Below are 23,965 nucleotides of genomic sequence, written 5' to 3' on the forward strand. Positions count from 1 at the left end.
CCGTTAATGTTGTTCTATAATTTAGAATATACTAAATATCCCGAGGAGGTAATACTTTGGATAGCAAAAATACACAAGAAGTGTTAGATTTAAGCTTTTATCGAATGGCTAAAGATGCGTATAAATCAGATAAAGAGTTAAGAAATGAAATTACAGTGAATAATGCGAATGATGATACTTTACAAACATGGAAGGTCCGTGAAACATTCCACGACAAACAAACCGGAATGGACGCAGTAGTCTTTGAACGAGATGTCGATGGGGAAAAGCAAGTTATGGTAGCTTTCCGAGGTACAGAAGGGGATAAAATTATAGAGAAAAACTCTTTAGGCATTCCGATGAAGCTAGGGAAGGTATGAAGGATTTAAAAACAGATACAAATCATTTTGTTAAGAAAAAAATTTATATGCTAAAATATTTTACGTAAAAAAGACACTCTAGTGAGTGTCTAATGATTATTCTTTTAATTTTAGATTTTTAGAGTATGATCTAGAACTTATATTATACTCTCCACCCCCATATTCTACACCTACTCCAAACGTTTTGCTTTTATCTTCTTTAACATGTCCATCTATAAAAACAGTTTGAAAATCATTGGGGGAGAACTCATGTCCTGTAATTACTACATCTAGCTCCTCTCTTTCTTTAAAATATTTAATGGTTACCTCTTCTGCCTTTGCTACTATTTTTTGTTCTTCATTTTTTTTATCAGTATTCATACTACATCCCTCTGGAAATATTAGTGTAAAAATTATGATTATTCCTAAATAATATTTTTTCAATTATCATTTCTCCATTAATGTTGCGTTATATTTCTCTTTACTAAATTTTATATCCACAGAACATTGTGTGGTGGGGTATAAAGAAAAGGCACTTTAAAAGAGTGCCTTTTCTTTATTATTTTAAGTGTAAATTTTCACTTGTAGAGATAGAACCTATTGTATATTCATCTCCACCGTATTCTATTGTAATATTAAATGTTTTGCTTTCATCATTTTTTATATAGCCGGAGATAAAGATACCTTGTAAATCACTTGGACCAAATCTATAATCAGTGATTACTACATCTAAGTCTTGTTTTTCTTTGAAGTATTGGATTGTTCTTTCTTGTGCCTTTTCAACGATTTGTTGTTCAGTATTTTTTTGATCTATAGTACATCCCCCTAAAATACTTAAAATAAATGTAAAGAATAGAAAAAAACTAATCTTTTTGATTTTAATATCCATATTTATGCTCCAATAATGACATCTTGATTATATAAAATATCGTGATAGAAGGAATGTTTTTAGGGAAAAAAGCACTCACTTTTTCTGGTAGCGGGTGCTTTTTAGTTTTCTTTCTTATAAGGAATACTCCTGAATGAAAGAAGCAAACTTAAATAATTATGTTGACGTGAAACTATTAGATTTAATGTTTAAAATCAAAATTATTAGACGCTGAGATAGAACCAATATGATAATCATTAGCGTATTGGACTGAAGCGGTAAACTTTTTACTTTTGTCATTTGTTACATAACCTGAGATAAGGATAGTTTGAAAATCTTTTGGTCCAAATTTATGTTTGGTAATTGTTACATCTAATCCCTCTGTTTCTTTGAAATATTTAATAGTTTCTTCTTTTGCTTTATCAATTACTTGTTGCTCTTGTTGTTTTTCTTGTTTATTTTCCATAGTACATCCTCCAAAAATGGTAATTAAAATAATTAATATCAAAGAAAATAAAACTTTTTTTCTTTTTATTTCCATGATTCTCCTCCGAAAAATGTTATTCTAATTTTTAGAATAACCTAAATTTTACGGGAGGGGAATGGTTTGAACAATAATAATCAAGTATTAGATGTTACGTATTATGAATTAGCCCAGAGGGCATATGATGATGATGAAACACTTCAAGGTAAAGTTGTGCTTAAAGATAGTGATAAAAATCTGATTCAAGAATGGAAGGTAGAAAAAACATTCCACGACAAACAAACCGGAATGGACGCAGTAGTCTTTGAACGAGATGTCGATGGGAAAAAGCAAGTTATGGTAGCTTTCCGAGGTACAGAAGGGGACAAAATTATAGAGAAAAACTCTTTAGGCATTCCGATGAAGCCAGGGGAAGGCATGAAGGATTTAAAAACGGATACTAATCATTTTGTATTACGAGAAGGTGTTCATGAACCAGCAGCACCTCCTGTAGCAGGAACTGAGAATGCAGATTCAAAGAAATATTGGAATGAAGAGCACCAACGTTGGGAAACACACAATCAATTCGAACAAGCTGAAAGAGTCATGAAACAAGTAACGGATACATACAAGGATAGGGATGATGTGGAGATATATACGACAGGCCATTCGTTAGGTGGCGCTTTGGCTGAATATGTTGCAGCATTTAATGATAGTGTAAGATGTTTGTCGTGGAATGCGCCGAGTGCAAAACATTTGTTACCGCCTGATTTACAAGAGAAAGCAAATGATGGTGAGTTTAATAATAGAATTGTAAGTGTTGTTCACGGAAATGATTCGATTGGTTATGGGCCGTTTGGCTCATATGAAAGTCATATAGGATCTACTTATGCGGTAACACCACCAATTTCGAAAGAAGCAATGTCAAAGTTACCATTACAGCAAAAGCTCGGGATGGATGTTGTTCGATTTTTGAATTCGATAAGTGGCCCTGGTTATCATTATCAAACAGATCGGAACTTCCGTTTTGGAGAGAATGGATCTTTATCAAATGAATACTTGTTAAATGTAGACACGAATGAAAGAGTTTATGATTCACCGGGCGCGTTATTAGGCGGGGGAGAGATTCGTGTGGTTGTAGAGAATTTGGAAAAGGCCGTAAGAGATATGAAGCGAAACGCGCAAGAATTTCAAGATAGAGTACCGAGGTTAATTTCTAATATGATGACATTATTAGAAACGGCTGAAAGTAGACGGGTAGAAGCTAAAGTAAATAATATACGTGGACATGTAGAGCATTTAAGTTTTTGGTACATACGAACAGCAACGGAAATTTCAGATTTTATTGAGAAGAAAGCCGATGATTATAAGAAGACGGATCAACAATATTAAGGGAGAAGATTAGGATGCCGAGAATTTACTTAAATGAAGAAGCATTGAGCCAAGCTTTACAACAATTTGACCATATGATTCAAGACTTAAACCATAATAAAAGAGTTGTAAGTACTGTACATGATTTACTCTTATCAAGCTGGTCTCAACTTGGAGTAGGGAAAAAAGCCATTAGCGATTTAGAATCTTTTAAAAAAGATATTGAAAGAAGAATGGAAGAATTAGAGTCTGATAAACGAGAGTTAAAGGGTGCGATTGATTTACTAAAAGCGCTGGACCAAAGTTATGATTACATGGGTCCTAAATATTAGATTACAAGAAGCACTCATAAAGGTGCTTTTTGTGGTTTAAATGGATTAAAGATTACTGTAGTAATTATTGAGGAATATGGCTCGGATCCATAATGTTGATCAAGAAAGTACCATATAGTAGTTTTAATAAAGAAAACTTGCAAATCATTCATTTTCATTTTACAATTTACTTACCGACCGGTAAGTAAAAATAAGTGAGGTACAGTATGACAAAGAATTTACAAACATCGAAGAACATTGTAGAGGCATCATTTAAACTAATGGCAGAGCACGGTATTGAGAAGATGAGTCTTTCAATGATTGCAAAAGAAGTTGGCATATCAAAGCCAGCTATTTATTATCATTTTCCGTCTAAAGAAGCGCTAGTTGATTTTTTATTTGAAGAGATTTTTTCTGAATATCAATTCGAGGGTTACTTCGTTAAAGAACAATATACGAAAGAAAATTTTGAAGAAAAATTAATTGCAGATGGTTTACATATGTTGTCGGAGTATAGAGGTCAAGAAGGTATATTACGCATTATAAATGAATTCATCGTAACTGCGACGCGAAATGAAAAGTATCAGAAACGCTTATTTGAAATACAAGAAGAGTTTTTAAATGGATTCCACGATTTATTAAAGAAAGGTGCGAGACTTGGTGTTGTGTCACAACATGCAACTGAAGAAAACGCGCATACGTTAGCGCTCGTTATTGATAATATGAGTAATTACATATTAATAGGATTCGATTTAAAGTATAAAGAAATTTGGATTCGAAATGTGAAAAACGTAATGAAGGAGGGGGAATAAAAATGAAAATGCAGAAAAACTGGTGGCTCGGTTTTCTGGGGTTAATTGGAATTTATAAAATTCCAGGTATGATTGAAGCTTTCCAAGCGGATAAAGGTTGGCTCGCATTAATTAGTTTAGTTTGGCTCCTTTGGTTCGGATATTTTATTCCTGAGAAAAAAACGGATAAATAATAAATTTTCAATTTTATGTAAAGTTATGTAAAATATAGATTGAGACAATTCATATATTAGATTAATAGATTTGGAGTGGTTACATGGATCCATTGAAAAATGAAATTCATCCTGACATGGTCAAGGTGTGGAAAGTTCGTGCTGTAATTGAAGAAGGGATAGGTATTCTCGTCATCTTAGTATACCTTTTCCTCATGATAAAGTTTGATTGGTGGGCGTGGATTTTGTATGTGATGGTTGGGCTAACAGTTGCGCTAGCACCATTTTCGTACTTTGTATTCCCGAAACTGCGTCAGCGTTATTATAGCTACCAACTAAATGAAGAAGAACTTGAAATTCAGCACGGTCTTTTCGTTGTAAAGCGCGTATTAGTACCGATGATTCGTGTACAGCACGTGACAATTGAACAAGGGCCAATTATGAGAAAACATGGATTAGCAGAATTACATATTTCAACAGCAGCAACTTCTCATAGTATTCCAGGCTTAACGATGTATGAAGCAGAAATGCTGAAAACGAGAATCGCAGAATTAGCGAAAGTGAGTGATGAGGATGTATAAGAGGCAGCATCCCATTACGATGTTATTAGAATTAAAAATAACAGACTTTATACCATTACTTATTTTCATGTTTAGTTTAAATGGAAAGTTTCCATTTTGGTATTTAATTCCCGCTGGATTCGGTTTACTCACCGTCTTTTCAGCGTTTGAAAAATGGTATTACACAACATACTGGGTTGAAAATAACGTATTACATGTGAAACAAGGGCTCTTTGTAAAGAAGGAGAGCTACTTAAATAAAGAACGTGTTCAAACGATTAATACAAGTTCAAACGTGTTATATCAAATGCTCGGTTTAAAGAAAATTCAAATCGAAACAGCTGGCGGAGGCGATGATGCAGAAGTAAGCCTAGCTGGTATTACGGAAGATGAGGCGAAGGAGCTTATTTCCTTACTAAATGAGCCAACTCCAGAAGTGAAAGCAGAAGAAACGTTAGACGAAGTAGTAGAAAAAGAAGTCATTACAGAGGAAAAGCAAGCGACAGAGTACAAATTAACTTTGAAAGAAATTTTATTAGCATCTGTTACATCTGGTCAATTTGGGTTACTATTCTCTTTAATATTTTTCGTTTATAACCAAGTGGATGAGTACATTCCGAAATGGATAAAAAATAGCGTAGAGTCATATGTAATGGATCATGATATATACGGCTGGATTTACATGGTAGCTATTTTGCTCATCGTTTCTTGGATTATATCCACAATTGGTTACGCGTTAAAACATGGGAATTTCACGGTGAATCGAAGAAATGATGAAGTCCGCATTTCGCAAGGATTACTTGAGAAAAAAGAACTCGTACTAAAGTTACACCGCATTCAAGGTATTACGATAAAGGAAGGTATATTACGCCAACCGTTCGGTTATTGTGCTGTGCAAGTAGAAGTCATTCAAAGTGAAGGAAAAGAAGAAAAAGTTACGCTACATCCAATTATTCGAAAAGATCGCGTGCAACAGTTGCTCGCACATTTACAATTACCATATGAACTGAATACAAACATTATTTCATTACCAAAAGCAGCATTACGGCGCTATCTCATTGATAGTTTCATCTTCTTCGCAATGCTAGCAATCCCGCTGACGGGAATAAGCATATACTTTGAAAAGTATTACATCATGTGGGCGTTACTACCGCTCGCGATCCTCATCTTTACACTTGGATACGCAACATTTAAAACAAATGGTTACAGTGTAAACGGAGAGCAAATTACAATGGTACATCGTAGTATTGGGAAACATACAGGACTTGTAAGAAGAAGACACGTCCAATCAATTGAAAAGACACAATCATATTTCCAGCGCCGCGCAGATTTATGTACGTATACGTTTTCTAGTGCATCATCGAATTATAAACTAGAGCATACGAGAGTAGAAGATGCTGAGAGAATGCAGGATTGGTATAAGAAGAGAATAAGTGAGGATTAATTTAAAAAAGCTTGCCTATTATGAAAGGCAGGCTTTTTTGTTATGGAGAAATGAATAGTTTGATTCATATATGGGTGCAAATACAGCTCACATTTCTCAATACGTATCAGAAAAAAAGTAGTACCTTTCTATTTCAGGGAAATTCGTGAAATTTTTGATATAAATGGTATACTAATATAGAAATAATATTAGGAGGTTATATATGATAAGTCAGTTGAAAAGAGAAGCACTTGATGCATTAAAAGGAAAATGGGGATTAGCGGTAGGGGCAACCTTATTACTTGGAATCCTTATTGGAGCTGTTGAACTTCTAATTACAGGTGTTTTCTCGATGTTTTGGGGTTGGGAAGAAGCAAGTGATTCGCTTACAGTAAGTATTATTGCAATGCTTGTTATTGGTCCGTTAACAATAGGCGCCTACTATCTTGTTTTAAATGTAATCCGTGAGACTAGTGCTCGCATTGGTGATTTATTTAGATGGTTTAGCGATGGAAGTAAGCTTATGAAGTCGTTTTTAACATATTTACTAATGTATGTATACTTGATGCTATGGACATTACTTCTTATTATTCCGGGTATTATTAAATCATTTTCTTATTCTATGACGTATTTTATTTTGAATGATCGTCCAGAATACACAGCGAATCAAGCAATTACCGAAAGTCGCCGTATGATGAATGGACATAAAATGGATTACTTTTTACTATGCTTAAGCTTCCTTGGCTGGTTCCTTTTAAGTATTCTTACTTTAGGAATCGGTTTCTTATGGTCTGCACCTTATTTCTACGCGACATCGGCAGCATTTTATGAAGAGATTTCAAAAGAATATTATAAAAAAGAAGGTACTACTTTCTAATAAAACATCTAGACCACCTACCCTAAAGAATATAGGGAGCTGATAGTTTAGATGTTTTGATATGTGTTCTGTTTTGGGGTTCACTTCAGGATAAGGTATAGGTTTTTATATAGAAACTCTTCCCTCTATGTTTTATCATAGAGGGTTATTTTTTTATGTAAAAATGATAGGTGAATGAGATTGAGTAAATTTTTAATTTCGTATTCATTTTCTATATTAAGTTTCTTTATTTCAGTAATGGTACTTGATTTATATGATAGGATGAGAAAAATTAATGAGGTGACTTCGCTGACCATACTTGGAAAGATAATTCAATCTACTACGCAAATGGGAGTCCTTACATCGTATTTTGGAGTACTTATTATTTTAGGCGGATGTCTTGGAGAGTTATTATTTAGAGGTATCATTTTACGATTTAAATTAAGCTATATTATATCTTTATTATTATATCTACTTTTAGCTTTTAGTATTTTTTTTATCTTTTTGTCTGTAATGGTAGGAGTTCCAGCTGCATATGAAGAAGTCCGTACTCTTCAAATGATGTATTTCATAGGGATAACTATGATTTGCGCTGTTACATTCTTTGTGAACCGGAATATATGGGAGAAAAAATAAGTTAATAATGGAGTGACCAAATGAAATACACGTGTCCATGCTGCGGATATCAAACATTAGAAGAAGAACCACCCGGCACATATGAAATTTGTAACATATGTTATTGGGAAGATGATCCTGTTCAGTTTAACGATCCTGACTTTGAAGGCGGAGCGAATGAAGTTTCGTTAAGGCAAGCGCAGGAAAATTTTATTGCGTTTGGTGCTTGTGAGGAATGTTTTGTTGACAATGTTAGAAAGCCGACTAGCGAAGATGTGAAGGATGCTAGTTGGAGACAAATTTATTAATCATTTTATAAAAATGTTATTACTCAAATAAAGAGAAGTAATAACATTTTTTATTTAGTGATTAAAGAATTGGCACCGTCTTATAAAATATAAAGCTGATAGGGTGGTAGGAAGACCAGCTTCGAAAAATGCTTGAAAACTAAAGGATAGGAAATCAACTCGTTAAAATTGCATTTCACATTTATATTAGGAATCAATATAAATGTCTAGATGTATAGTCTACGGAGTGTATTTAATGTTATCATATTGGATGATATGGAAATTTTTAATAGAAGAAGCAACTAATAATTCAAAGGTAATGAAGCGTATATTGAATAAAAAAATACCTAGTAGTACTCAACAATATTAAAAATAAAATACGCATTTAGATAGAATTAGTAGAAATGAGGGTTTAAAAAGGAATGAACACGAGCATAACACGGCAAAAAATTTTAGCCGCCGCTTCTCAAATTGTTCAATTTAAAGGAGTAGCTAAGTTAACTTTAGAAGCAGTAGCAAAAGAGGCAGGTGTAAGTAAAGGTGGATTATTGTATCACTTTTCAAATAAAGAAGCTTTAATAGAAGGCATGATACTCAAAGAGACAAAGGAGTATGAAGTTGCTATTAACAATAAGGTAACGGAAGACAAAGAGAAGAAAGGAAGGTGGGTTCGTTCTTTTGTAGAGGAAAGATTAAGTAACGAGAGAAGAACAGAAGAATTGTGTAGTAGTCTGATAGCGGCATTAATGTTAAACCCTCGACTACTTGAGCCATTACAACAATCATTTCAGCAATTGCAAACTAAAATAGAAAATGATGAAATAGATTCTGTTTGTGCCACAATTATTAGATTAGCAGCTGATGGATTATGGTATTCGGAATATTTAGGGATCGGAAGACTAAATCCTGAATTAAGGGAAAAAGTGATTCAAGCTCTTATTACTGCTTCTTATAAATAGAATATACAAACTATAGAATGAAAAATAATTCACCATTGGTCTATTTAATCCAGTGATGAATTATTTTTTAACAGAATAATAGAACAATAGTATGGAGTGTTGAATTATAACCGTCCAGACGGTATAGTAACGTTTGGTGCAAATGGAAAAAGAACAACAAAAAAGACTAGAAAATATTTTTAGCACACTATTCGAAATGATAGGTCGCAAAGCTTATTTTGTGCAATAGAAAGGTTGAAAAAATAGAAAAAGATGGTAATAGCTATCAAGCATATGTAAGTAAAATAGTTTAATGGCATTGAATAGTAGAATTTTTTTCATAGTATGTTTGTACCAGAACCTAGAAACATTGAATTTTATAGGGAGGGTAACGTATGTATTTAAAAAGAATAACTTCGATTTTTTCGATTATAATGATTTTCATGTTTACTATAGGTCAAAGTCTTTTACCTATAGTAGCAAATGCACAAGAGTTAAATACAGTAGGACTTGTGGATAATTTTACAATAGGTAAAACAAATCTACAGACCGGAGAATCAACAAATGTATCTGTAAACTTCAGTGAAAAAAATGGAGTTAAGTTGAAGCCTGGAGACACGCTCACATTAACACTGCCTCCAGAATTAGAAGGATTTAAGGGAACGATTAAGTTACAGGATTACGGTATTTGTAAAGTAAATGCAGGTACTGTGGTATGTACATTTAATGATAAGGTAACTGAATATAAAGATATTCAAGGTTATTTAAACTTTAACGTGACAGCTACTGGTGTAGGAACTGATCAAAAGAAAGAGATTGAAACAAATCTTGGTACAAATTTAGATAAGCAACATGTAACAATCACTGGCCCAAAAGGTGGCGGTGGTACAGACCCTGGAGAGAAACCATTTTTTTATAAAGCTGGTGACATGCGCGGTAATGAGGGTGAAGTACGCTGGTTCTTGAATATAAATAACGATAAAAAAGAGTTAAGTCGTGATATTGTTGTGACTGATAAATTACAAGAAGGTCAAACACTTAATAAAAATAGTTTCTATATAAATGTTGACGATTATCTAGGTAAGCAAAGATTAACGCCGCAACAATTGGAAAGTAAGGGTTATGGAAAGGTTATCTTTAATGATGATAACTCATTTAACATTGTGCTTAATCAGAGTCGAGCACGTCTTGCCGCTTTTACGGTTGAATATACATCTACTATAACGGAAGCTGGAATGGTTCAAGAAGACTTTAAGAATGATTATACAATTGATTATCAAATTCTACACAAAGACCAAGTTTCTGAATCGGGCACTGCTAAAACCCAAAATATGTCAGCTAACGGTGGTATTAATGGCGTCCAAGTTCCAAAAGGAAAGCTAAGAATTTTTAAATATATTGAAGGAAATAAAGAAAAAGCAATCCCAAATGTTTCGTTTAAGTTGTATAAAGAGTCGGGGGAACAAGTTGGGGGCGAATATAAAACAAATGAAAAAGGGTTAGTTCAAACTGAGCAATTACCACCAGGTAAATATTATGTGCAAGAGGTTTCAGCCCCAGACTATATTGATTTCGATTCTAAGAAAAAAGTAGAGTTTGAAATAAAATCAGATGCTGGAAATGGAATCGAGTTGCCAATTTCCAACAACGTGAAAACTACATCTGTGTCAGGAACGAAGATGTGGAATGACAACAACAACAAGTTTGGTAAACGCCCAGAAAGTATTACGGTTCAATTGCTTCAAAATGGAACAGAATTTAAAACAGAAATAGTGAAAGCTGATAAAGAAGGCAACTGGAACTTCAGCTTCAAAGATCTACCAAAGTACGATGGACAAGGAACTGAGTTCCAGTACACAGTAAGTGAAGTGAAAGTTGATGGATACGAAACAAAAGTAGACGGAACAACGATTACGAACACTTACAAAAATACAGAAACAACAGAACTGAGTGGTAAGAAAGTCTGGGAAGATTACAACAACAAGTTTGGTAAACGCCCAGAAAGTATTACGGTTCAATTGCTTCAAAATGGAACAGAATTTAAAACAGAAATAGTGAAAGCTGATAAAGAAGGCAACTGGAACTTCAGCTTCAAAGATCTACCAAAGTACGATGGACAAGGAACTGAGTTCCAGTACACAGTAAGTGAAGTGAAAGTTGATGGCTACGAAACAAAAGTAGAAGGAACAACGATTACGAACACTTACAAAAATACAGAAACAACAGAACTGAGTGGTAAGAAAGTCTGGGAAGACTATAACAACCAATTCAAGACACGTCCGGAAAGCATCACGGTTCAACTACTTCAAAATGGAACAACAGAGTTCCAAACAAAAGAAGTGAAAGCTGATGAAAAAGGAAACTGGACTTTCAGTTTCACAGATTTACCAAAGTACGATGAACAAGGAAAAGAGTTCAAGTACACAGTAAGTGAAGTAAAAGTGAAAGACTATGAAACAAAAGTAGAAGGAACAACAATCACGAACACTTACAAAAATACAGAAACAACAGAACTGAGTGGTAAGAAAGTCTGGGAAGACTACAACAACAAGTTTGGTAAACGCCCAGAAAGTATTACGGTTCAATTGCTTCAAAATGGAACAGAATTTAAAACAGAAATAGTGAAAGCTGATAAAGAAGGCAACTGGAACTTCAGCTTCAAAGATCTACCAAAGTACGATGGACAAGGAACTGAGTTCCAGTACACAGTAAGTGAAGTGAAAGTTGATGGCTACGAAACAAAAGTAGAAGGAACAACGATTACGAACACTTACAAAAATACAGAAACAACAGAACTGAGTGGTAAGAAAGTCTGGGAAGACTATAACAACCAATTCAAGACACGTCCGGAAAGCATCACGGTTCAACTACTTCAAAATGGAACAACAGAGTTCCAAACAAAAGAAGTGAAAGCTGATGAAAAAGGAAACTGGACTTTCAGTTTCACAGATTTACCAAAGTACGATGAACAAGGAAAAGAGTTCAAGTACACAGTAAGTGAAGTAAAAGTGAAAGACTATGAAACAAAAGTAGAAGGAACAACAATCACGAACACTTACAAAAATACAGAAACAACAGAAGTAAGTGGTAAGAAAGTCTGGGAAGACTACAACAACAAGTTCAACACACGCCCAGAAAGCATCACAGTACAATTGCTTCAAAATGGAACAGAGTTCCAAACAAAAGAAGTGAAGACTGATAAAGATGGTAACTGGACTTTCAGCTTTAAAGATTTACCAAAGTACGATGGACAAGGAACTGAGTTCAAGTACACAGTAAGTGAAGTGAAAGTGAAAGACTATGAAACAAAAGTAGAAGGAACAACAATCACGAACACTTACAAAAATACAGAAACAACAGAAGTAAGTGGTAAGAAAGTCTGGGAAGACTATAACAACCAATTCAAGACACGTCCGGAAAGCATCACGGTTCAACTACTTCAAAATGGAACAACAGAGTTCCAAACAAAAGAAGTGAAAGCTGATGAAAAAGGAAACTGGACTTTCAGTTTCACAGATTTACCAAAGTACGATGAACAAGGAAAAGAGTTCAAGTACACAGTAAGTGAAGTAAAAGTGAAAGACTATGAAACAAAAGTAGAAGGAACAACGATTACGAACACTTACAAAAATACAGAAACAACAGAACTGAGTGGTAAGAAAGTCTGGGAAGACTATAACAACCAATTCAAGACACGTCCGGAAAGCATCACGGTTCAACTACTTCAAAATGGAACAACAGAGTTCCAAACAAAAGAAGTGAAAGCTGATGAAAAAGGAAACTGGACTTTCAGTTTCACAGATTTACCAAAGTACGATGAACAAGGAAAAGAGTTCAAGTACACAGTAAGTGAAGTAAAAGTGAAAGACTATGAAACAAAAGTAGAAGGAACAACAATCACGAACACTTACAAAAATACAGAAACAACAGAAGTAAGTGGTAAGAAAGTCTGGGAAGACTACAACAACAAGTTCAACACACGCCCAGAAAGCATCACAGTACAATTGCTTCAAAATGGAACAGAATTTAAAACAGAAATAGTGAAAGTTGATAAAGAAGGCAACTGGAACTTCAGCTTCAAAGATCTACCAAAGTACGATGGACAAGGAACTGAGTTCCAGTACACAGTAAGTGAAGTAAAAGTGAAAGACTATGAAACAAAAGTAGAAGGAACAACGATTACGAACACTTACAAGAATACGGACAAAACAGAATTAAGTGGTAAGAAAGTTTGGGAAGACTATAACAACCAATTCAAGACACGTCCGGAAAGCATCACAGTACAATTGCTTCAAAATGGAACAGAGTTCCAAACAAAAGAAGTGAAGACTGATAAAGATGGTAACTGGACTTTCAGCTTTAAAGATTTACCAAAGTACGATGGACAAGGAACTGAGTTCAAGTACACAGTAAGTGAAGTGAAAGTGAAAGACTATGAAACAAAAGTAGAAGGAACAACAATCACGAACACTTACAAAAATACAGAAACAACAGAAGTAAGTGGTAAGAAAGTCTGGGAAGACTACAACAACAAGTTCAACACACGCCCAGAAAGCATCACGGTTCAATTGCTTCAAAATGGAACAGAATTTAAAACAGAAATAGTGAAAGCTGATAAAGAAGGTAACTGGAACTTCAGCTTCAAAGATCTACCAAAGTACGATGGACAAGGAAATGCGTACACGTACACAGTAAATGAAGTAAAAGTTGATGGCTACGAAACAAAAGTAGAAGGAACAACGATTACGAACACTTACAAAAATACAGAAACAACAGAAGTAAGTGGTAAGAAAGTCTGGGAAGACTACAACAACAAGTTCAACACACGCCCAGAAAGCATCACGGTTCAATTGCTTCAAAATGGAACAGAATTTAAAACAGAAATAGTGAAAGCTGATAAAGAAGGTAACTGGAACTTCAGCTTCAAAGATCTACCAAAGTACGATGGACAAGGAAATGCGTACACGTACACAGTAAATGAAGTAAAAGTTGATGGCTACGAAACAAAAGTAGAAGGAACAACGATTACGAACACTTACAAAAATACAGAAACAACAGAAGTAAGTGGTAAGAAAGTCTGGGAAGACTACAACAACAAGTTCAACACACGCCCAGAAAGCATTACGGTTCAATTGCTTCAAAATGGAACAGAATTTAAAACAGAAATAGTGAAAGTTGATAAAGAAGGCAACTGGAACTTCAGCTTTAAAGATCTACCAAAGTACGATGGACAAGGAAATGAGTTCAAGTACACAGTAAGTGAAGTAAAAGTGAAAGACTATGAAACAAAAGTGGATGGAACAACAATCACGAACACTTACAAAAATACAGAAACAACAGAAGTAAGTGGTAAGAAAGTCTGGGAAGACTACAACAACAAGTTCAACACACGCCCAGAAAGCATCACAGTTCAATTGCTTCAAAATGGAACAGAGTTCCAAACAAAAGAAGTGAAGACTGATAAGGATGGTAACTGGAGTTTCGACTTCAAAGATCTACCAAAGTACGATGAACAAGGAAATGTGTACACGTACACAGTAAATGAAGTAAAAGTTGATGGCTACGAAACAAAAGTAGAAGGAACAACGATTACAAACATTTACAAGAATACGGAAACAACAGAACTGAGTGGTAAGAAAGTTTGGGAAGACTACAACAACAAGTTCAACACACGCCCAGAAAGTATTACGGTTCAATTGCTTCAAAATGGAACAGAGTTCCAAACAAAAGAAGTGAAAGTTGATACAGCTGATAAAGAAGGCAACTGGACTTTCAGCTTTAAAGATCTACCAAAGTACGATGAACAAGGAAATGCGTACACGTACACAGTAAATGAAGTAAAAGTTGATGGCTATGAAACAAAAGTAGAAGGAACAACGATTACAAACATTTACAAGAATACGGAAACAACAGAAATCAGTGGTAAGAAAGTCTGGGATGATAACAACTCAATAGATCGTCCAAGCACAATCAAAGTAGACTTACTACAAAACGGTCAAGTAATTGACACGAAAGAAGTAAGTGTGGCAACAAACTGGAAGTACACGTTTGAAAACCTGCAAGTATACGATGCAAACGGAGTAGCGTACAAGTATGAAGTGAAAGAACAGCCAGTAGCTGGATACAAATCCGAAGTAAATGGTTATGACATCACAAATACAAAAATCAAGGACGAACCAAATGTAGATCCAAAAGATCCAAGTACAGATCCAAAAGATCCAAGCACAGATCCAAAAGATCCAAGTACAAATCCGAAAGATCCAAGCACAGATCCAAAAGATCCAAGCACAAATCCGAAAGATCCAAGTACAGATCCAGACAAAAATAGCGATTCAAAAGCTCCACCTACTACAGAAAATGATAAGCCAACATTACTTCCTAACACAGGAGGAACATCAGCAGAAATGAGTTCAATTCTTGGAGGTATTGTATTATTCCTTTTAGGCGGAATTCTACTCGCTCGTCAGCGCATAAAATAATAAAAAGATTTAGATTATTGATTACACTGCAATCTGAGTAGCAGACAAATTAAAAATTTACTATTGATATTACGCCCTTTAGGTAAGTATTCAAAAACACTTCACGATAAAGTGAAGGGAAGAATGCAACCTGAAGGGTCTTTTTATAGAAAAAAGAGAACAGTTTCAAGGTGGAATCAATCTGCAACCCAATAATATGGTCAGCTTTCATAGAGAGATAAGCGGCTCTAAAGCGATAATAAAACTGTTTTTAAGAAGCCTATTATTCATTGTTCCGTTAAGTTTTGGATGACTGCATGGTCATTTGTATGGCGGATTTAAATTTGGTCTCATTTTGATTCTGGTGCAAATGGACCAGGATTTACTGGCGTATTCAAAGTATTCGAAGATGGTACAATTGTTGAAATACACTAAATCGATAAAAAGGTATCCTCAAAGTATTTGAGGATACCTTTTTAAGTTTGTTTGGCATAAAAAAAAGCATCTAACAAAAGTACTAGATGCAAATAAAAACACAAGGGAAGACAAAATTCTTCCCGTTTCCCGTAAGTAATTATATCAAAAAAATTATAAAAAACTAGCTTTATTTTTAATATAATGAATGTGTGAGGCTATGATGTTGTAGAATTACATTGTTTTCATAGTGTTTTTTATTAAAAGGAGTGAATTATAGTGCTCAAAGTAAAATTTTATGATTGGAAAAAACAACGTCCTAAAAAACATTATTTGCGTGTGCATGAAATTAGGATTTTTGAGTTAATTTTCTCAAAGAAAATTAACGAGTTTGAAATGGGATTAGGAGAGATTGAGCAAGTTACTGTCTATTGTTTAGCTAATGAAAATACTGATATTTCATATAAAGTGAATAGAGCTTTAGGTGAAATTTGTGTATATGTTCCTTACGATTTTATGGAATTTTTAACACGTGATTCAGTTGAAGAGAAATACAATGAGTTTTGTAAATTAGTACATCAATATGTTATCCCCGGACTTGAAGAAAACTCTACTCTCTCACCATCTATTGTTAGAGAGTATGTCGAAGAGTCTTTGGGAGAAATTGTGAAACAAAACTATGAAGGGATATTTTTAGTAGGGAAGACACCTAAAAAAAGCCCAAGCCGTAAGAAGATAGCGATATTAAAAGGAATTCATCGTGTTAAAGGTTTCCAACTACGATGTGAGGTGTACGATGAAAAGGGTTTAAAGATTCGCGATCAATTATTGGTGGAAGAGGTAGGTAACGAAATGGTGTATTCAAGATTTTTAGGCACATTAAAATGGGAAAGTGAAAATTTAATTGTGGTCAAATCAAAATCTAGTAGTTGGAAAGAAGAAATTTATATTTAATAATAAAGCTATTATAGAAGAAATGATTTGTAGAAAGAAGAGATGCTATTGCTTCTTCTTTCTTTATGTGTATTCGATTAATGAAGGGAATTTTAAAGAAATGCTCGACACAATGTAAGAAACTATAATTTTACAAAACTGTATATAACAACTAATATATAATTAATAAATTCATATAATTGGAGTGATGAGATGCAGCCGTTAGAAAAGGAGATTCATTCTAATATGCTAAAAGTGTGGAGAATTCATGCTTTAATTGGGGCGGCAGTTATACTAGCAGTCGTAATAGCGTATTTCTTTTTTATGATTAATTTTAATTGGTGGGGCTGGTTGTTTGGATTGTTAGTGACAGGAGCAGTTATATACATACCACTCGACTATTTTGTATTTCCAAATTTACGTCAACGTTATTATAGTTACAGATTAAATGAAGAAGAGATTGAGATTCAAAAGGGAATGTTCGTTGTAAAACGCGTACTTATTCCGATGATCCGCGTGCAGCACGTAACGATTGAGCAAGGACCGATTATGAGAAAGTATAATTTAGCAGAATTACATATTTCAACAGCGGCAACTTCTCATAGTATTCCAGGCTTAACGAAAGAAGAAGCAGAGCAGCTGAAAAGACAAATTGGAGAGCTTGCGAAAGTGAGTGATGAGGGTGTATAAGAGGCAACATCCGATCACGATTTTGTTAGGTATTCGAATTGCGAGTTTGTTACCACTTATTATTCTTGTTATGTTTAAACCTGAAGAACAAGTGAAGCCTTGGTATTTATTTTATCTTTTCCTTCTGTTTGTTTTATTCATTATGGCAATTTTCTCAGCTATAAAATGGTATTTCAAAGTGTACTGGGTTGAAAATAATATTGTACATATTAAACACGGTGTTTTTGTGAAGAAGGAAAGTTATTTAAATAAAGACCGTGTGCAAAACATTAGTACATCTTCTAATGTCATTTATCAAATGCTTGGGCTTACGAAATTAAATATAGAAGTAGCGGGCGGCGGTAGTGAGCCGGAAGTGATGTTAGCTGGTATTAAAGAAGATGAAGCGAAGGAACTGATTGCCTTATTAAATAAAAAAAGAAGCGCTGCGAGTGAAGAAGTACCCATGGCAGAAGAAAGTAAGACGATTTATCAGTTAACGATGAAAGAGATTTTAGTAGCTTCCATTACGTCTGGTAGATTCGGATTAGTGTTTTCTGGATTACTTCTTATTTACACAGAGTTTAATCAATTTCTTCCAGAATGGCTCATAAATAAAGTGGAAGCGTATGTGATGGATAACGGTGTATATGAATTAATCGTTATGGCCGCGATTTTAATGGCGGTTTCGTGGGTCGTTTCGACAGCTGGTTATGCGCTAAAATATGCGAACTTTAAAATAGAGCGAAACGGAAATGAAATTCGTATTGTGCAAGGGTTATTTGATAAGAAAGAGTTTGTCTTAAAGCTCCACCGCATTCAAGCAATTACTGTGAAAGAAGGAATTCTCCGCCAGCCTTTCGGTTATTGCTCTGTCGAAGTGGAAGTCATTCAAAGTATAGAAGCGGCAGGGAATGAAGTGATGTTACATCCTTTTATGAAGAAAAAAGATGTACAGCAGCTACTTGCCTATTTACAGTTGCCATATGAAATAGAAGAGGAAATCGTTCATTTACCGAAGGCTGCATTACGTCGTTACGTCGTAATGGGCTGGATTACAAGTGCTGTGCTCGCTGTGCCAATCGCTGGTGCGAGTATATATTTTAAACAACATACTGCGTTGTTCGTTCTTATACCGCTATTTATTGTATTTACAATACTTGCATACGCTAGATATAAAAGTGGTGGTTATATGATACGAGACAATCAATTAGTCATGGTATACCGAGGCCTTGCGAAATATACGGGGATCATGCGAAGAAGGCATGTTCAAGCGGTAGGATACAATCAATCGTATTTTCAAAAGAAAGACGAGTTATGTACAGCTGCCGTATCAGTAGCGGGGCAGAGGTATAAAGTGAAGCATATGCGTAAACAAGACGCACTTCGCATATATAATTGGTATAAAGAAAAAGGAAACACCGGTGTGTAATGGTGTTTCCTTTTTTGTGTGTCGTCATTTGTCGATAAGTCGATATATTTCGAGTTGCGCCGATATATTCAAAAAATCGCCGATATAATTTCACATACCGCCGACTCCGAACTCCGAAAATTAAACTAACACATCAAAAGTAGTCACGAACGATGGGCGAGAGAAAATACTTTTTTGCTGTTCTGCATGTGGATGCGCCTGAGCCTGTGCCTGTGCATGTCCTTCTGCTTGTGCAGGACGTTTTTTGTGAGCATTTTCGAATGAACGTGATTCTGTCCAGTCTTTAAAGTTTTGCTCAGTTTCCCACATCGTTAAGATGACATATGTATCATTACTTAATGGGCGAAGAACACGGATTGCTTGGAAGCCAGGCTCATTTTCGATTAGACCAGCACGGTTTTTAAAACGGTTTTCAAATACAGGGCGACCTTCGTCTGTTACAGAAATGTTGTTACAAACGATGTAGCCAGGTTGTCCTTTAAATTCTCCAACAGCGTCTAATACGTCATACTGAAGTGTGGATTCCACAGATTCTTCAGTATTTTCTTTATAAAACATATCTTTTTCGTTATTTTTTGCAGTGAAATGTGCTTGTTCTAGAGGTGTTTCGTATGAAATAATAGCCTTCATTTTAATGCCCCCTTTATGGTTTGTCTCTATTATATCAATTCTCTTAAAAAACTTCGAAGATTATATACATAAAGATACTTCTTTTTCAAATAATAAATGTACCATCATTTGGAAAGAAGGCCGATGTATGAAGAAAGCAAAGTGGACTTTATTAGGCGGGGTAGCAACGTTCGTAGTAGCGATTGTACTCTATAAACTTATTGTGTTAACTGGTGGCTATATGATGGATGAAAAGCAGCTTGTTTTCCACTCTTCATCACGTATCGTTGACCAGAAAGGAAAAGAAATTACGAAGTTATATGTAGAAAATAGAGAGCTCGTGCCGATTGAAGAAATTCCAAAGTACGTGCAGCAAGCATTTATTGCTGTGGAAGATTCTCGTTTTTATGAGCATCAAGGAATTGATTACCCCTCTATATTTCGGGCGCTTTATAAAGACGCGTTAGCTGGAGAGAAGGTAGAAGGCGGTAGTACGATTACGCAGCAACTAGCTAAAAATGTCTTTTTAACTCGCGAAAAAACATTTACGCGTAAATTGAAAGAGGTCGCAATTTCTCTTCAATTAGAGCAAAAATATACGAAGCAGCAAATTCTTGAAATGTATATGAACCATATTTATTTCGGTCATGGGGCATATGGTATTCAAGCGGCAGCAAAGTTGTATTTTAATAAAAATGTAGAAGATTTAACAGTGGAAGAGGGAGCTATGCTTGCAGGGCTTCCGAAAGCGCCAAATGGCTATTCACCGTACTTATCCCTAGAAAAGAGTAAAGGGCGCCGTGATCTTGTTTTGTCACTTATGCATAAACAAGGCTATTTAACAGCGGAAGATAGTGTTCGTTACCAAGGGAAAACAATAGCTCTTTATAAAAATTCAGATGAACGTGAACTCGCATATATGCCGTATATCGATATGGTTATAGATGAAGCGGCACGTTTATATGGTTTATCGCATCAAGAAGTACTGCGCGGAGGATATACGTTTGTCGTACCGATGGATGAAAAAGTTCAAAAGGTAGCATATAACCAGTTTCAAGATGCGAGAAATTTCCCTGGTAAAGAAAACGGGGCGCAAGGTGCATTTTTATTAATGGATAATCAGACTGGCGGAATTAAAGCCGCGATTGGCGGAAGAGAGTATGTTCCGAGAGGGCTTAATCGCGTTTTTGCAAAGCGGCAGCCTGGTTCTGTTTTAAAGCCGCTTATCGTATATGGACCTGCACTTGAGACGAAGAAATATAATCCATATTCTTTATTAACGAATGAAAAAAGTTCGTTTGAAGGTTATGAACCTCGAAATTATAATCATGAGTATACGAAAGAGATGACGATGTACGATGCGGTATTAGAATCAGCAAATGTGCCAGCTGTATCTTTATTAAATGAATTAGGGGTAGATGAGGGAAAGCAATATTTAGAGAAAGGGAATGTTCATATTGCAGAATCAGGTTTAAGCACCGCACTTGGCGGGCTAAAAAATGGTGTGTCTCCATTTGATCTTGTCAAAATGTACCGATCTTTTTTAGCAAACGGAAATATTATCGAACCGCACGTTATTGATAAAGTATTAAATAGACACGGAGCAGTCATTGGAGAATCATCAAAAGCTGAAACGAAAGTCTTTTCGAAGCAAACGGCATGGTATATGACAAAGATGCTTGAAGGAGTTGTGAAAGAAGGTACGGCGAAAGCTGGCGTATATAATGGAGCTTTAGCTGGAAAAACAGGCACAACTTCACTGCCGAATGATGAAAATGGTGCGCGTGATATGTGGTTCGTTGGATATACACCGAATTTAGTAGGTGCAGTTTGGATTGGCTATGACCGGACTGATAAGGAGCATCAATTACAAGATGGAAATGCATCTGCAACGATGTTATTTAAAAAGATTTTAACGAAAGCAAATATACAAGATAAAGCGAGTTTTCATAGGCCAAAAGGTGTTGAAACAATTGGACTGCCAATTCGTTTAGATAAGATTCAAAACGTGGAAGCAAAACTAGCATTTAGTCCTTTCGGTTTATTTGCAATGAAACTAAGCTGGACGCCGCTTCCTGATGAGCGAATTATGTATCGGATTTATAAAGTTGAAAAAGGAATTCATACTCACGTTGGAACGGCAAAAGGAACAGGGAAATATGAGGAGAAGTTTATTAATATATTCTCAAAACCAAGTTTTTACGTTGTGCCATATAACACACAAACGAACCGTGAAGGAGAAAAGTCAAAAGTAGCTAAACCGTAGTTTTTCTCTGTGCTATAATAAGAATGTTGTGAAAATAGCAAACGTTTTTACGAACGTTTGTGTCAATTTAATGAACAACGTACATAATGTTATGCATTTTGTTTTTACAAGCTGTATAGTAAAAAAAGATAAATATCGGAATAGAGCATATTTAAAGAAAAAGCATTGGTAAGGAAGGGAGCTAGGGTCTTGGTAAGAACTATAAATGAGACATTTTTAAAAGCATGTAGGGGGGAACGTACAGAGTATGTACCAGCATGGTATATGCGTCAAGCAGGTCGTTCACAGCCGGAATATAGAAAGATAAAAGAGAAATATTCTTTATTTGAAATTACACATAATCCAGAGTTGTGCGCTTACGTTACAAAGTTGCCAGTTGATCAATATAACGTAGACGCAGCAATTCTTTATAAAGATATTATGTCACCACTACCTGCAATTGGTGTTGATGTGGAAATTAAATCTGGCATTGGTCCAGTTATCGATAGTCCAATCCGTTCTTTACAAGACGTAGAAAAATTAGGGGAAATCAATCCAGAAGATGACGTACCTTACATACTAGATACAATTCGTTTATTAACGACAGAAATGTTAGATGTACCGTTAATCGGTTTTTCAGGAGCTCCATTTACGTTAGCGAGCTATATGATTGAAGGCGGTCCTTCTCGTAACTATCATAATACGAAAGCGTTTATGTATGCAGAGCCGAAAGCTTGGTTCGCTTTAATGGATAAGCTTGCAGATATGGTTATTACATATTTAAAAGCGCAAATTAACGCAGGAGTAAAAGCGGTTCAAATTTTCGATTCTTGGGTTGGAGCAGTAAATGTAGCGGATTACCGTATATTTATTAAACCAGCGATGGAGCGTATTTTTGCAGAAGTTCGCCCGATGGGTGTTCCAATGATTATGCACGGCGTAGGTGCTGCACATTTAGTGAATGAATGGCACGACTTACCGCTTGATGTAGTAGGTTTAGATTGGCGCTTACCGATTGAAGAAGCACGCGCACGTGGTGTTCACAAGGCGGTACAAGGAAATATGGATCCTTCATTCTTATTAGCACCTTGGCCTGTTATTGAAGAACATGTAAAAGGTATTTTAGATCAAGGGATGAAGCAGCCAGGTTATATCTTTAACTTAGGTCACGGCGTATTCCCAGAAGTAAATCCAGATACATTAAAACGCTTAACTACATTTATTCATGAGTACTCTAAAGAACAGTTAGCGAAGTAAAGGAGATTGTCTGTATGAAAAAGAAAATTGGTTTGCTTGTAATGGCATACGGAACGCCATATAAAGAAGAAGATATTGAACGTTACTATACACATATTCGCAGAGGAAGAAAGCCAAGTCCTGAAATGCTAGAAGATTTAACAGAGCGTTACCGTGCAATTGGTGGTATTTCTCCTTTAGCTACTATTACATTAGAGCAAGCTAAAAAGTTAGAGACACGTTTAAATGAAATACAAGATGAAGTAGAGTACCACATGTATCTTGGTTTAAAACATATTGAACCGTTCATTGAAGATGCAGTACAAGCTATGCATAAAGATGGAATAGAAGATGCAATTGCACTCGTTCTTGCCCCTCACTATTCTACTTTTAGCGTGAAGTCGTATGTAGGACGAGCGCAAGAAGAAGCAGGAAAACTTGGAAACTTAACAATTCACGGCATCGATAGCTGGTATAAAGAACCAAAATTTATTCAGTATTGGGTCGATGCAGTGAAAGGTATATATAACGGTATGTCAGAAGCAGAACGTGAAAAAGCAGTGTTAATCGTATCTGCACATAGCTTACCAGAAAAAATTATCGCACTCGGCGATCCATACCCGGATCAATTAAACGAAACAGCTGACTATATTGCACGTGGTGCTGAAGTAGCAAACTATGCAGTAGGTTGGCAAAGTGCCGGAAATACACCAGACCCTTGGATTGGTCCAGATGTACAAGATTTAACGAGAGAACTAAATGAAAAATACGGCTACAGTTCATTCGTATATGCACCAGTTGGATTTGTTGCGGAACATTTAGAAGTTTTATATGACAATGACTTTGAGTGTAAAGTTGTAACGGATGAAATTGGCGCGAAATATTATCGTCCCGAAATGCCTAATGCGTCGGACGCATTTATCGACTGTTTAGCAGATGTAGTATTAAAGAAAAAAGAATCTATAATGTAAGTAG

21 protein-coding genes and 1 pseudogene are annotated in these 23,965 nt (G+C 35.4%); 18 read left to right on the forward strand and 4 right to left on the reverse strand.

Annotated elements, in window-relative coordinates:
* Positions 1–104: 104 nt before the first annotated feature.
* A pseudogene (locus MKY70_RS05645) lies at positions 105–400 on the forward strand (lipase family protein); the annotation flags it as partial.
* A gap of 55 nt (positions 401–455) precedes the next feature.
* Here the strand turns inward: MKY70_RS05645 and MKY70_RS05650 are convergent.
* The 3 genes from MKY70_RS05650 to MKY70_RS05660 form a co-directional block, all read right to left on the reverse strand.
* On the reverse strand, positions 456–719 hold the full coding sequence (locus MKY70_RS05650; protein WP_044741144.1) for a hypothetical protein: 264 nt from the start codon (positions 717–719) through the stop codon (positions 456–458).
* A 178-nt stretch (positions 720–897) separates the two neighbouring features.
* Complete coding sequence (locus MKY70_RS05655; RefSeq protein ID WP_044741096.1) at positions 898–1,227, reverse strand: hypothetical protein; 330 nt, start codon at positions 1,225–1,227, stop codon at positions 898–900.
* A gap of 181 nt (positions 1,228–1,408) precedes the next feature.
* Positions 1,409–1,747: a hypothetical protein gene (locus MKY70_RS05660; protein WP_017561285.1), complete on the reverse strand. Its 339-nt coding sequence runs from the start codon at positions 1,745–1,747 to the stop codon at positions 1,409–1,411.
* Between the two features lie 66 nt (positions 1,748–1,813).
* Between MKY70_RS05660 and MKY70_RS05665 the strand changes: the two genes are divergently transcribed.
* From MKY70_RS05665 to MKY70_RS05730, 14 genes are all read left to right on the forward strand, one after another.
* Complete coding sequence (locus MKY70_RS05665) at positions 1,814–3,061, forward strand: lipase family protein (RefSeq protein WP_341023617.1); 1,248 nt, start codon at positions 1,814–1,816, stop codon at positions 3,059–3,061.
* Positions 3,062–3,075: 14 nt separating this feature from the next.
* Positions 3,076–3,372, forward strand: a complete 297-nt coding sequence (locus tag MKY70_RS05670; RefSeq protein WP_002030222.1) for a hypothetical protein — start codon at positions 3,076–3,078, stop codon at positions 3,370–3,372.
* Between the two features lie 206 nt (positions 3,373–3,578).
* Positions 3,579–4,163 (forward strand): TetR/AcrR family transcriptional regulator, encoded by a 585-nt coding sequence (locus MKY70_RS05675; protein WP_341023618.1) that lies wholly within the window; start codon positions 3,579–3,581, stop codon positions 4,161–4,163.
* 2 nt (positions 4,164–4,165) lie between these two features.
* Positions 4,166–4,336: a hypothetical protein gene (locus MKY70_RS05680; protein WP_000783821.1), complete on the forward strand. Its 171-nt coding sequence runs from the start codon at positions 4,166–4,168 to the stop codon at positions 4,334–4,336.
* Positions 4,337–4,419: 83 nt separating this feature from the next.
* Positions 4,420–4,896, forward strand: a complete 477-nt coding sequence (locus MKY70_RS05685; RefSeq protein ID WP_002064124.1) for a PH domain-containing protein — start codon at positions 4,420–4,422, stop codon at positions 4,894–4,896.
* Complete coding sequence (locus MKY70_RS05690) at positions 4,889–6,319, forward strand: PH domain-containing protein (RefSeq protein ID WP_341023622.1); 1,431 nt, start codon at positions 4,889–4,891, stop codon at positions 6,317–6,319. The genes MKY70_RS05685 and MKY70_RS05690 overlap by 8 nt, the downstream gene beginning before the upstream one ends.
* 202 nt (positions 6,320–6,521) lie before the next feature.
* A complete protein-coding gene (locus tag MKY70_RS05695) occupies positions 6,522–7,175 on the forward strand; it encodes a DUF975 family protein (protein ID WP_088030921.1) in 654 nt (217 codons plus the stop codon).
* Positions 7,176–7,349: 174 nt separating this feature from the next.
* Positions 7,350–7,790 (forward strand): hypothetical protein, encoded by a 441-nt coding sequence (locus MKY70_RS05700; RefSeq protein ID WP_176280892.1) that lies wholly within the window; start codon positions 7,350–7,352, stop codon positions 7,788–7,790.
* Positions 7,791–7,810: 20 nt separating this feature from the next.
* Positions 7,811–8,077, forward strand: coding sequence for a CPCC family cysteine-rich protein (locus MKY70_RS05705; RefSeq protein ID WP_088030919.1), 267 nt, complete (start codon positions 7,811–7,813; stop codon positions 8,075–8,077).
* A gap of 401 nt (positions 8,078–8,478) precedes the next feature.
* Complete coding sequence (locus MKY70_RS05710) at positions 8,479–9,015, forward strand: TetR/AcrR family transcriptional regulator (protein WP_341023624.1); 537 nt, start codon at positions 8,479–8,481, stop codon at positions 9,013–9,015.
* Positions 9,016–9,389: 374 nt separating this feature from the next.
* Positions 9,390–15,473: a Cna B-type domain-containing protein gene (locus MKY70_RS05715; protein WP_341074476.1), complete on the forward strand. Its 6,084-nt coding sequence runs from the start codon at positions 9,390–9,392 to the stop codon at positions 15,471–15,473.
* Positions 15,474–16,145: 672 nt separating this feature from the next.
* Positions 16,146–16,820 (forward strand): hypothetical protein, encoded by a 675-nt coding sequence (locus tag MKY70_RS05720; RefSeq protein WP_002188660.1) that lies wholly within the window; start codon positions 16,146–16,148, stop codon positions 16,818–16,820.
* Positions 16,821–17,012: 192 nt separating this feature from the next.
* Entirely contained in the window at positions 17,013–17,489 is a 477-nt protein-coding gene (locus MKY70_RS05725; RefSeq protein WP_088031239.1) for a PH domain-containing protein, read from the forward strand.
* Positions 17,482–18,900: a PH domain-containing protein gene (locus MKY70_RS05730; protein ID WP_088031240.1), complete on the forward strand. Its 1,419-nt coding sequence runs from the start codon at positions 17,482–17,484 to the stop codon at positions 18,898–18,900. Before MKY70_RS05725 ends, MKY70_RS05730 begins: the two co-directional genes overlap by 8 nt.
* 120 nt (positions 18,901–19,020) lie before the next feature.
* Here MKY70_RS05730 and hmoB read toward each other — a convergent pair whose 3' ends face one another.
* A complete protein-coding gene (hmoB, locus tag MKY70_RS05735) occupies positions 19,021–19,530 on the reverse strand; it encodes a heme-degrading monooxygenase HmoB (RefSeq protein WP_341023627.1) in 510 nt (169 codons plus the stop codon).
* Between the two features lie 127 nt (positions 19,531–19,657).
* Here hmoB and MKY70_RS05740 point away from each other — a divergent pair, with 127 nt between their 5' ends.
* The 3 genes from MKY70_RS05740 to hemH all read left to right on the forward strand — a co-directional run bounded on the left by MKY70_RS05740 (position 19,658) and on the right by hemH (position 23,961).
* Positions 19,658–21,775, forward strand: a complete 2,118-nt coding sequence (locus MKY70_RS05740; RefSeq protein WP_341023628.1) for a transglycosylase domain-containing protein — start codon at positions 19,658–19,660, stop codon at positions 21,773–21,775.
* Positions 21,776–21,964: 189 nt separating this feature from the next.
* Positions 21,965–23,011, forward strand: coding sequence for a uroporphyrinogen decarboxylase (hemE, locus tag MKY70_RS05745; RefSeq protein ID WP_002011155.1), 1,047 nt, complete (start codon positions 21,965–21,967; stop codon positions 23,009–23,011).
* A gap of 14 nt (positions 23,012–23,025) precedes the next feature.
* Entirely contained in the window at positions 23,026–23,961 is a 936-nt protein-coding gene (gene hemH / locus MKY70_RS05750; RefSeq protein ID WP_002011157.1) for a ferrochelatase, read from the forward strand.
* The last annotated feature ends 4 nt before the right edge of the window (positions 23,962–23,965 follow it).

The organism is Bacillus sp. FSL R9-9492 (assembly GCF_038007365.1).
In the GTDB taxonomy this organism is placed as follows: domain Bacteria; phylum Bacillota; class Bacilli; order Bacillales; family Bacillaceae_G; genus Bacillus_A; species Bacillus_A mycoides.

What these genes read in the sequence shown, in the direction of transcription:
- MKY70_RS05650 (WP_044741144.1), bottom strand. Translation starts at nt 719, where the DNA reads ATGAATACTGATAAAAAAAATGAAGAACAAAAAATAGTAGCAAAGGCA.
- MKY70_RS05655 (WP_044741096.1), bottom strand. Translation starts at nt 1,227, where the DNA reads ATGGATATTAAAATCAAAAAGATTAGTTTTTTTCTATTCTTTACATTT.
- MKY70_RS05660 (WP_017561285.1), bottom strand. Translation starts at nt 1,747, where the DNA reads ATGGAAATAAAAAGAAAAAAAGTTTTATTTTCTTTGATATTAATTATT.
- MKY70_RS05670 (WP_002030222.1), top strand. Translation starts at nt 3,076, where the DNA reads ATGCCGAGAATTTACTTAAATGAAGAAGCATTGAGCCAAGCTTTACAA.
- MKY70_RS05675 (WP_341023618.1), top strand. Translation starts at nt 3,579, where the DNA reads ATGACAAAGAATTTACAAACATCGAAGAACATTGTAGAGGCATCATTT.
- MKY70_RS05680 (WP_000783821.1), top strand. Translation starts at nt 4,166, where the DNA reads ATGAAAATGCAGAAAAACTGGTGGCTCGGTTTTCTGGGGTTAATTGGA.
- MKY70_RS05685 (WP_002064124.1), top strand. Translation starts at nt 4,420, where the DNA reads ATGGATCCATTGAAAAATGAAATTCATCCTGACATGGTCAAGGTGTGG.
- MKY70_RS05690 (WP_341023622.1), top strand. Translation starts at nt 4,889, where the DNA reads ATGTATAAGAGGCAGCATCCCATTACGATGTTATTAGAATTAAAAATA.
- MKY70_RS05695 (WP_088030921.1), top strand. Translation starts at nt 6,522, where the DNA reads ATGATAAGTCAGTTGAAAAGAGAAGCACTTGATGCATTAAAAGGAAAA.
- MKY70_RS05700 (WP_176280892.1), top strand. Translation starts at nt 7,350, where the DNA reads ATGAGATTGAGTAAATTTTTAATTTCGTATTCATTTTCTATATTAAGT.
- MKY70_RS05705 (WP_088030919.1), top strand. Translation starts at nt 7,811, where the DNA reads ATGAAATACACGTGTCCATGCTGCGGATATCAAACATTAGAAGAAGAA.
- MKY70_RS05710 (WP_341023624.1), top strand. Translation starts at nt 8,479, where the DNA reads ATGAACACGAGCATAACACGGCAAAAAATTTTAGCCGCCGCTTCTCAA.
- MKY70_RS05715 (WP_341074476.1), top strand. Translation starts at nt 9,390, where the DNA reads ATGTATTTAAAAAGAATAACTTCGATTTTTTCGATTATAATGATTTTC.
- MKY70_RS05725 (WP_088031239.1), top strand. Translation starts at nt 17,013, where the DNA reads ATGCAGCCGTTAGAAAAGGAGATTCATTCTAATATGCTAAAAGTGTGG.
- hmoB (WP_341023627.1), bottom strand. Translation starts at nt 19,530, where the DNA reads ATGAAGGCTATTATTTCATACGAAACACCTCTAGAACAAGCACATTTC.
- MKY70_RS05740 (WP_341023628.1), top strand. Translation starts at nt 19,658, where the DNA reads ATGAAGAAAGCAAAGTGGACTTTATTAGGCGGGGTAGCAACGTTCGTA.
- hemH (WP_002011157.1), top strand. Translation starts at nt 23,026, where the DNA reads ATGAAAAAGAAAATTGGTTTGCTTGTAATGGCATACGGAACGCCATAT.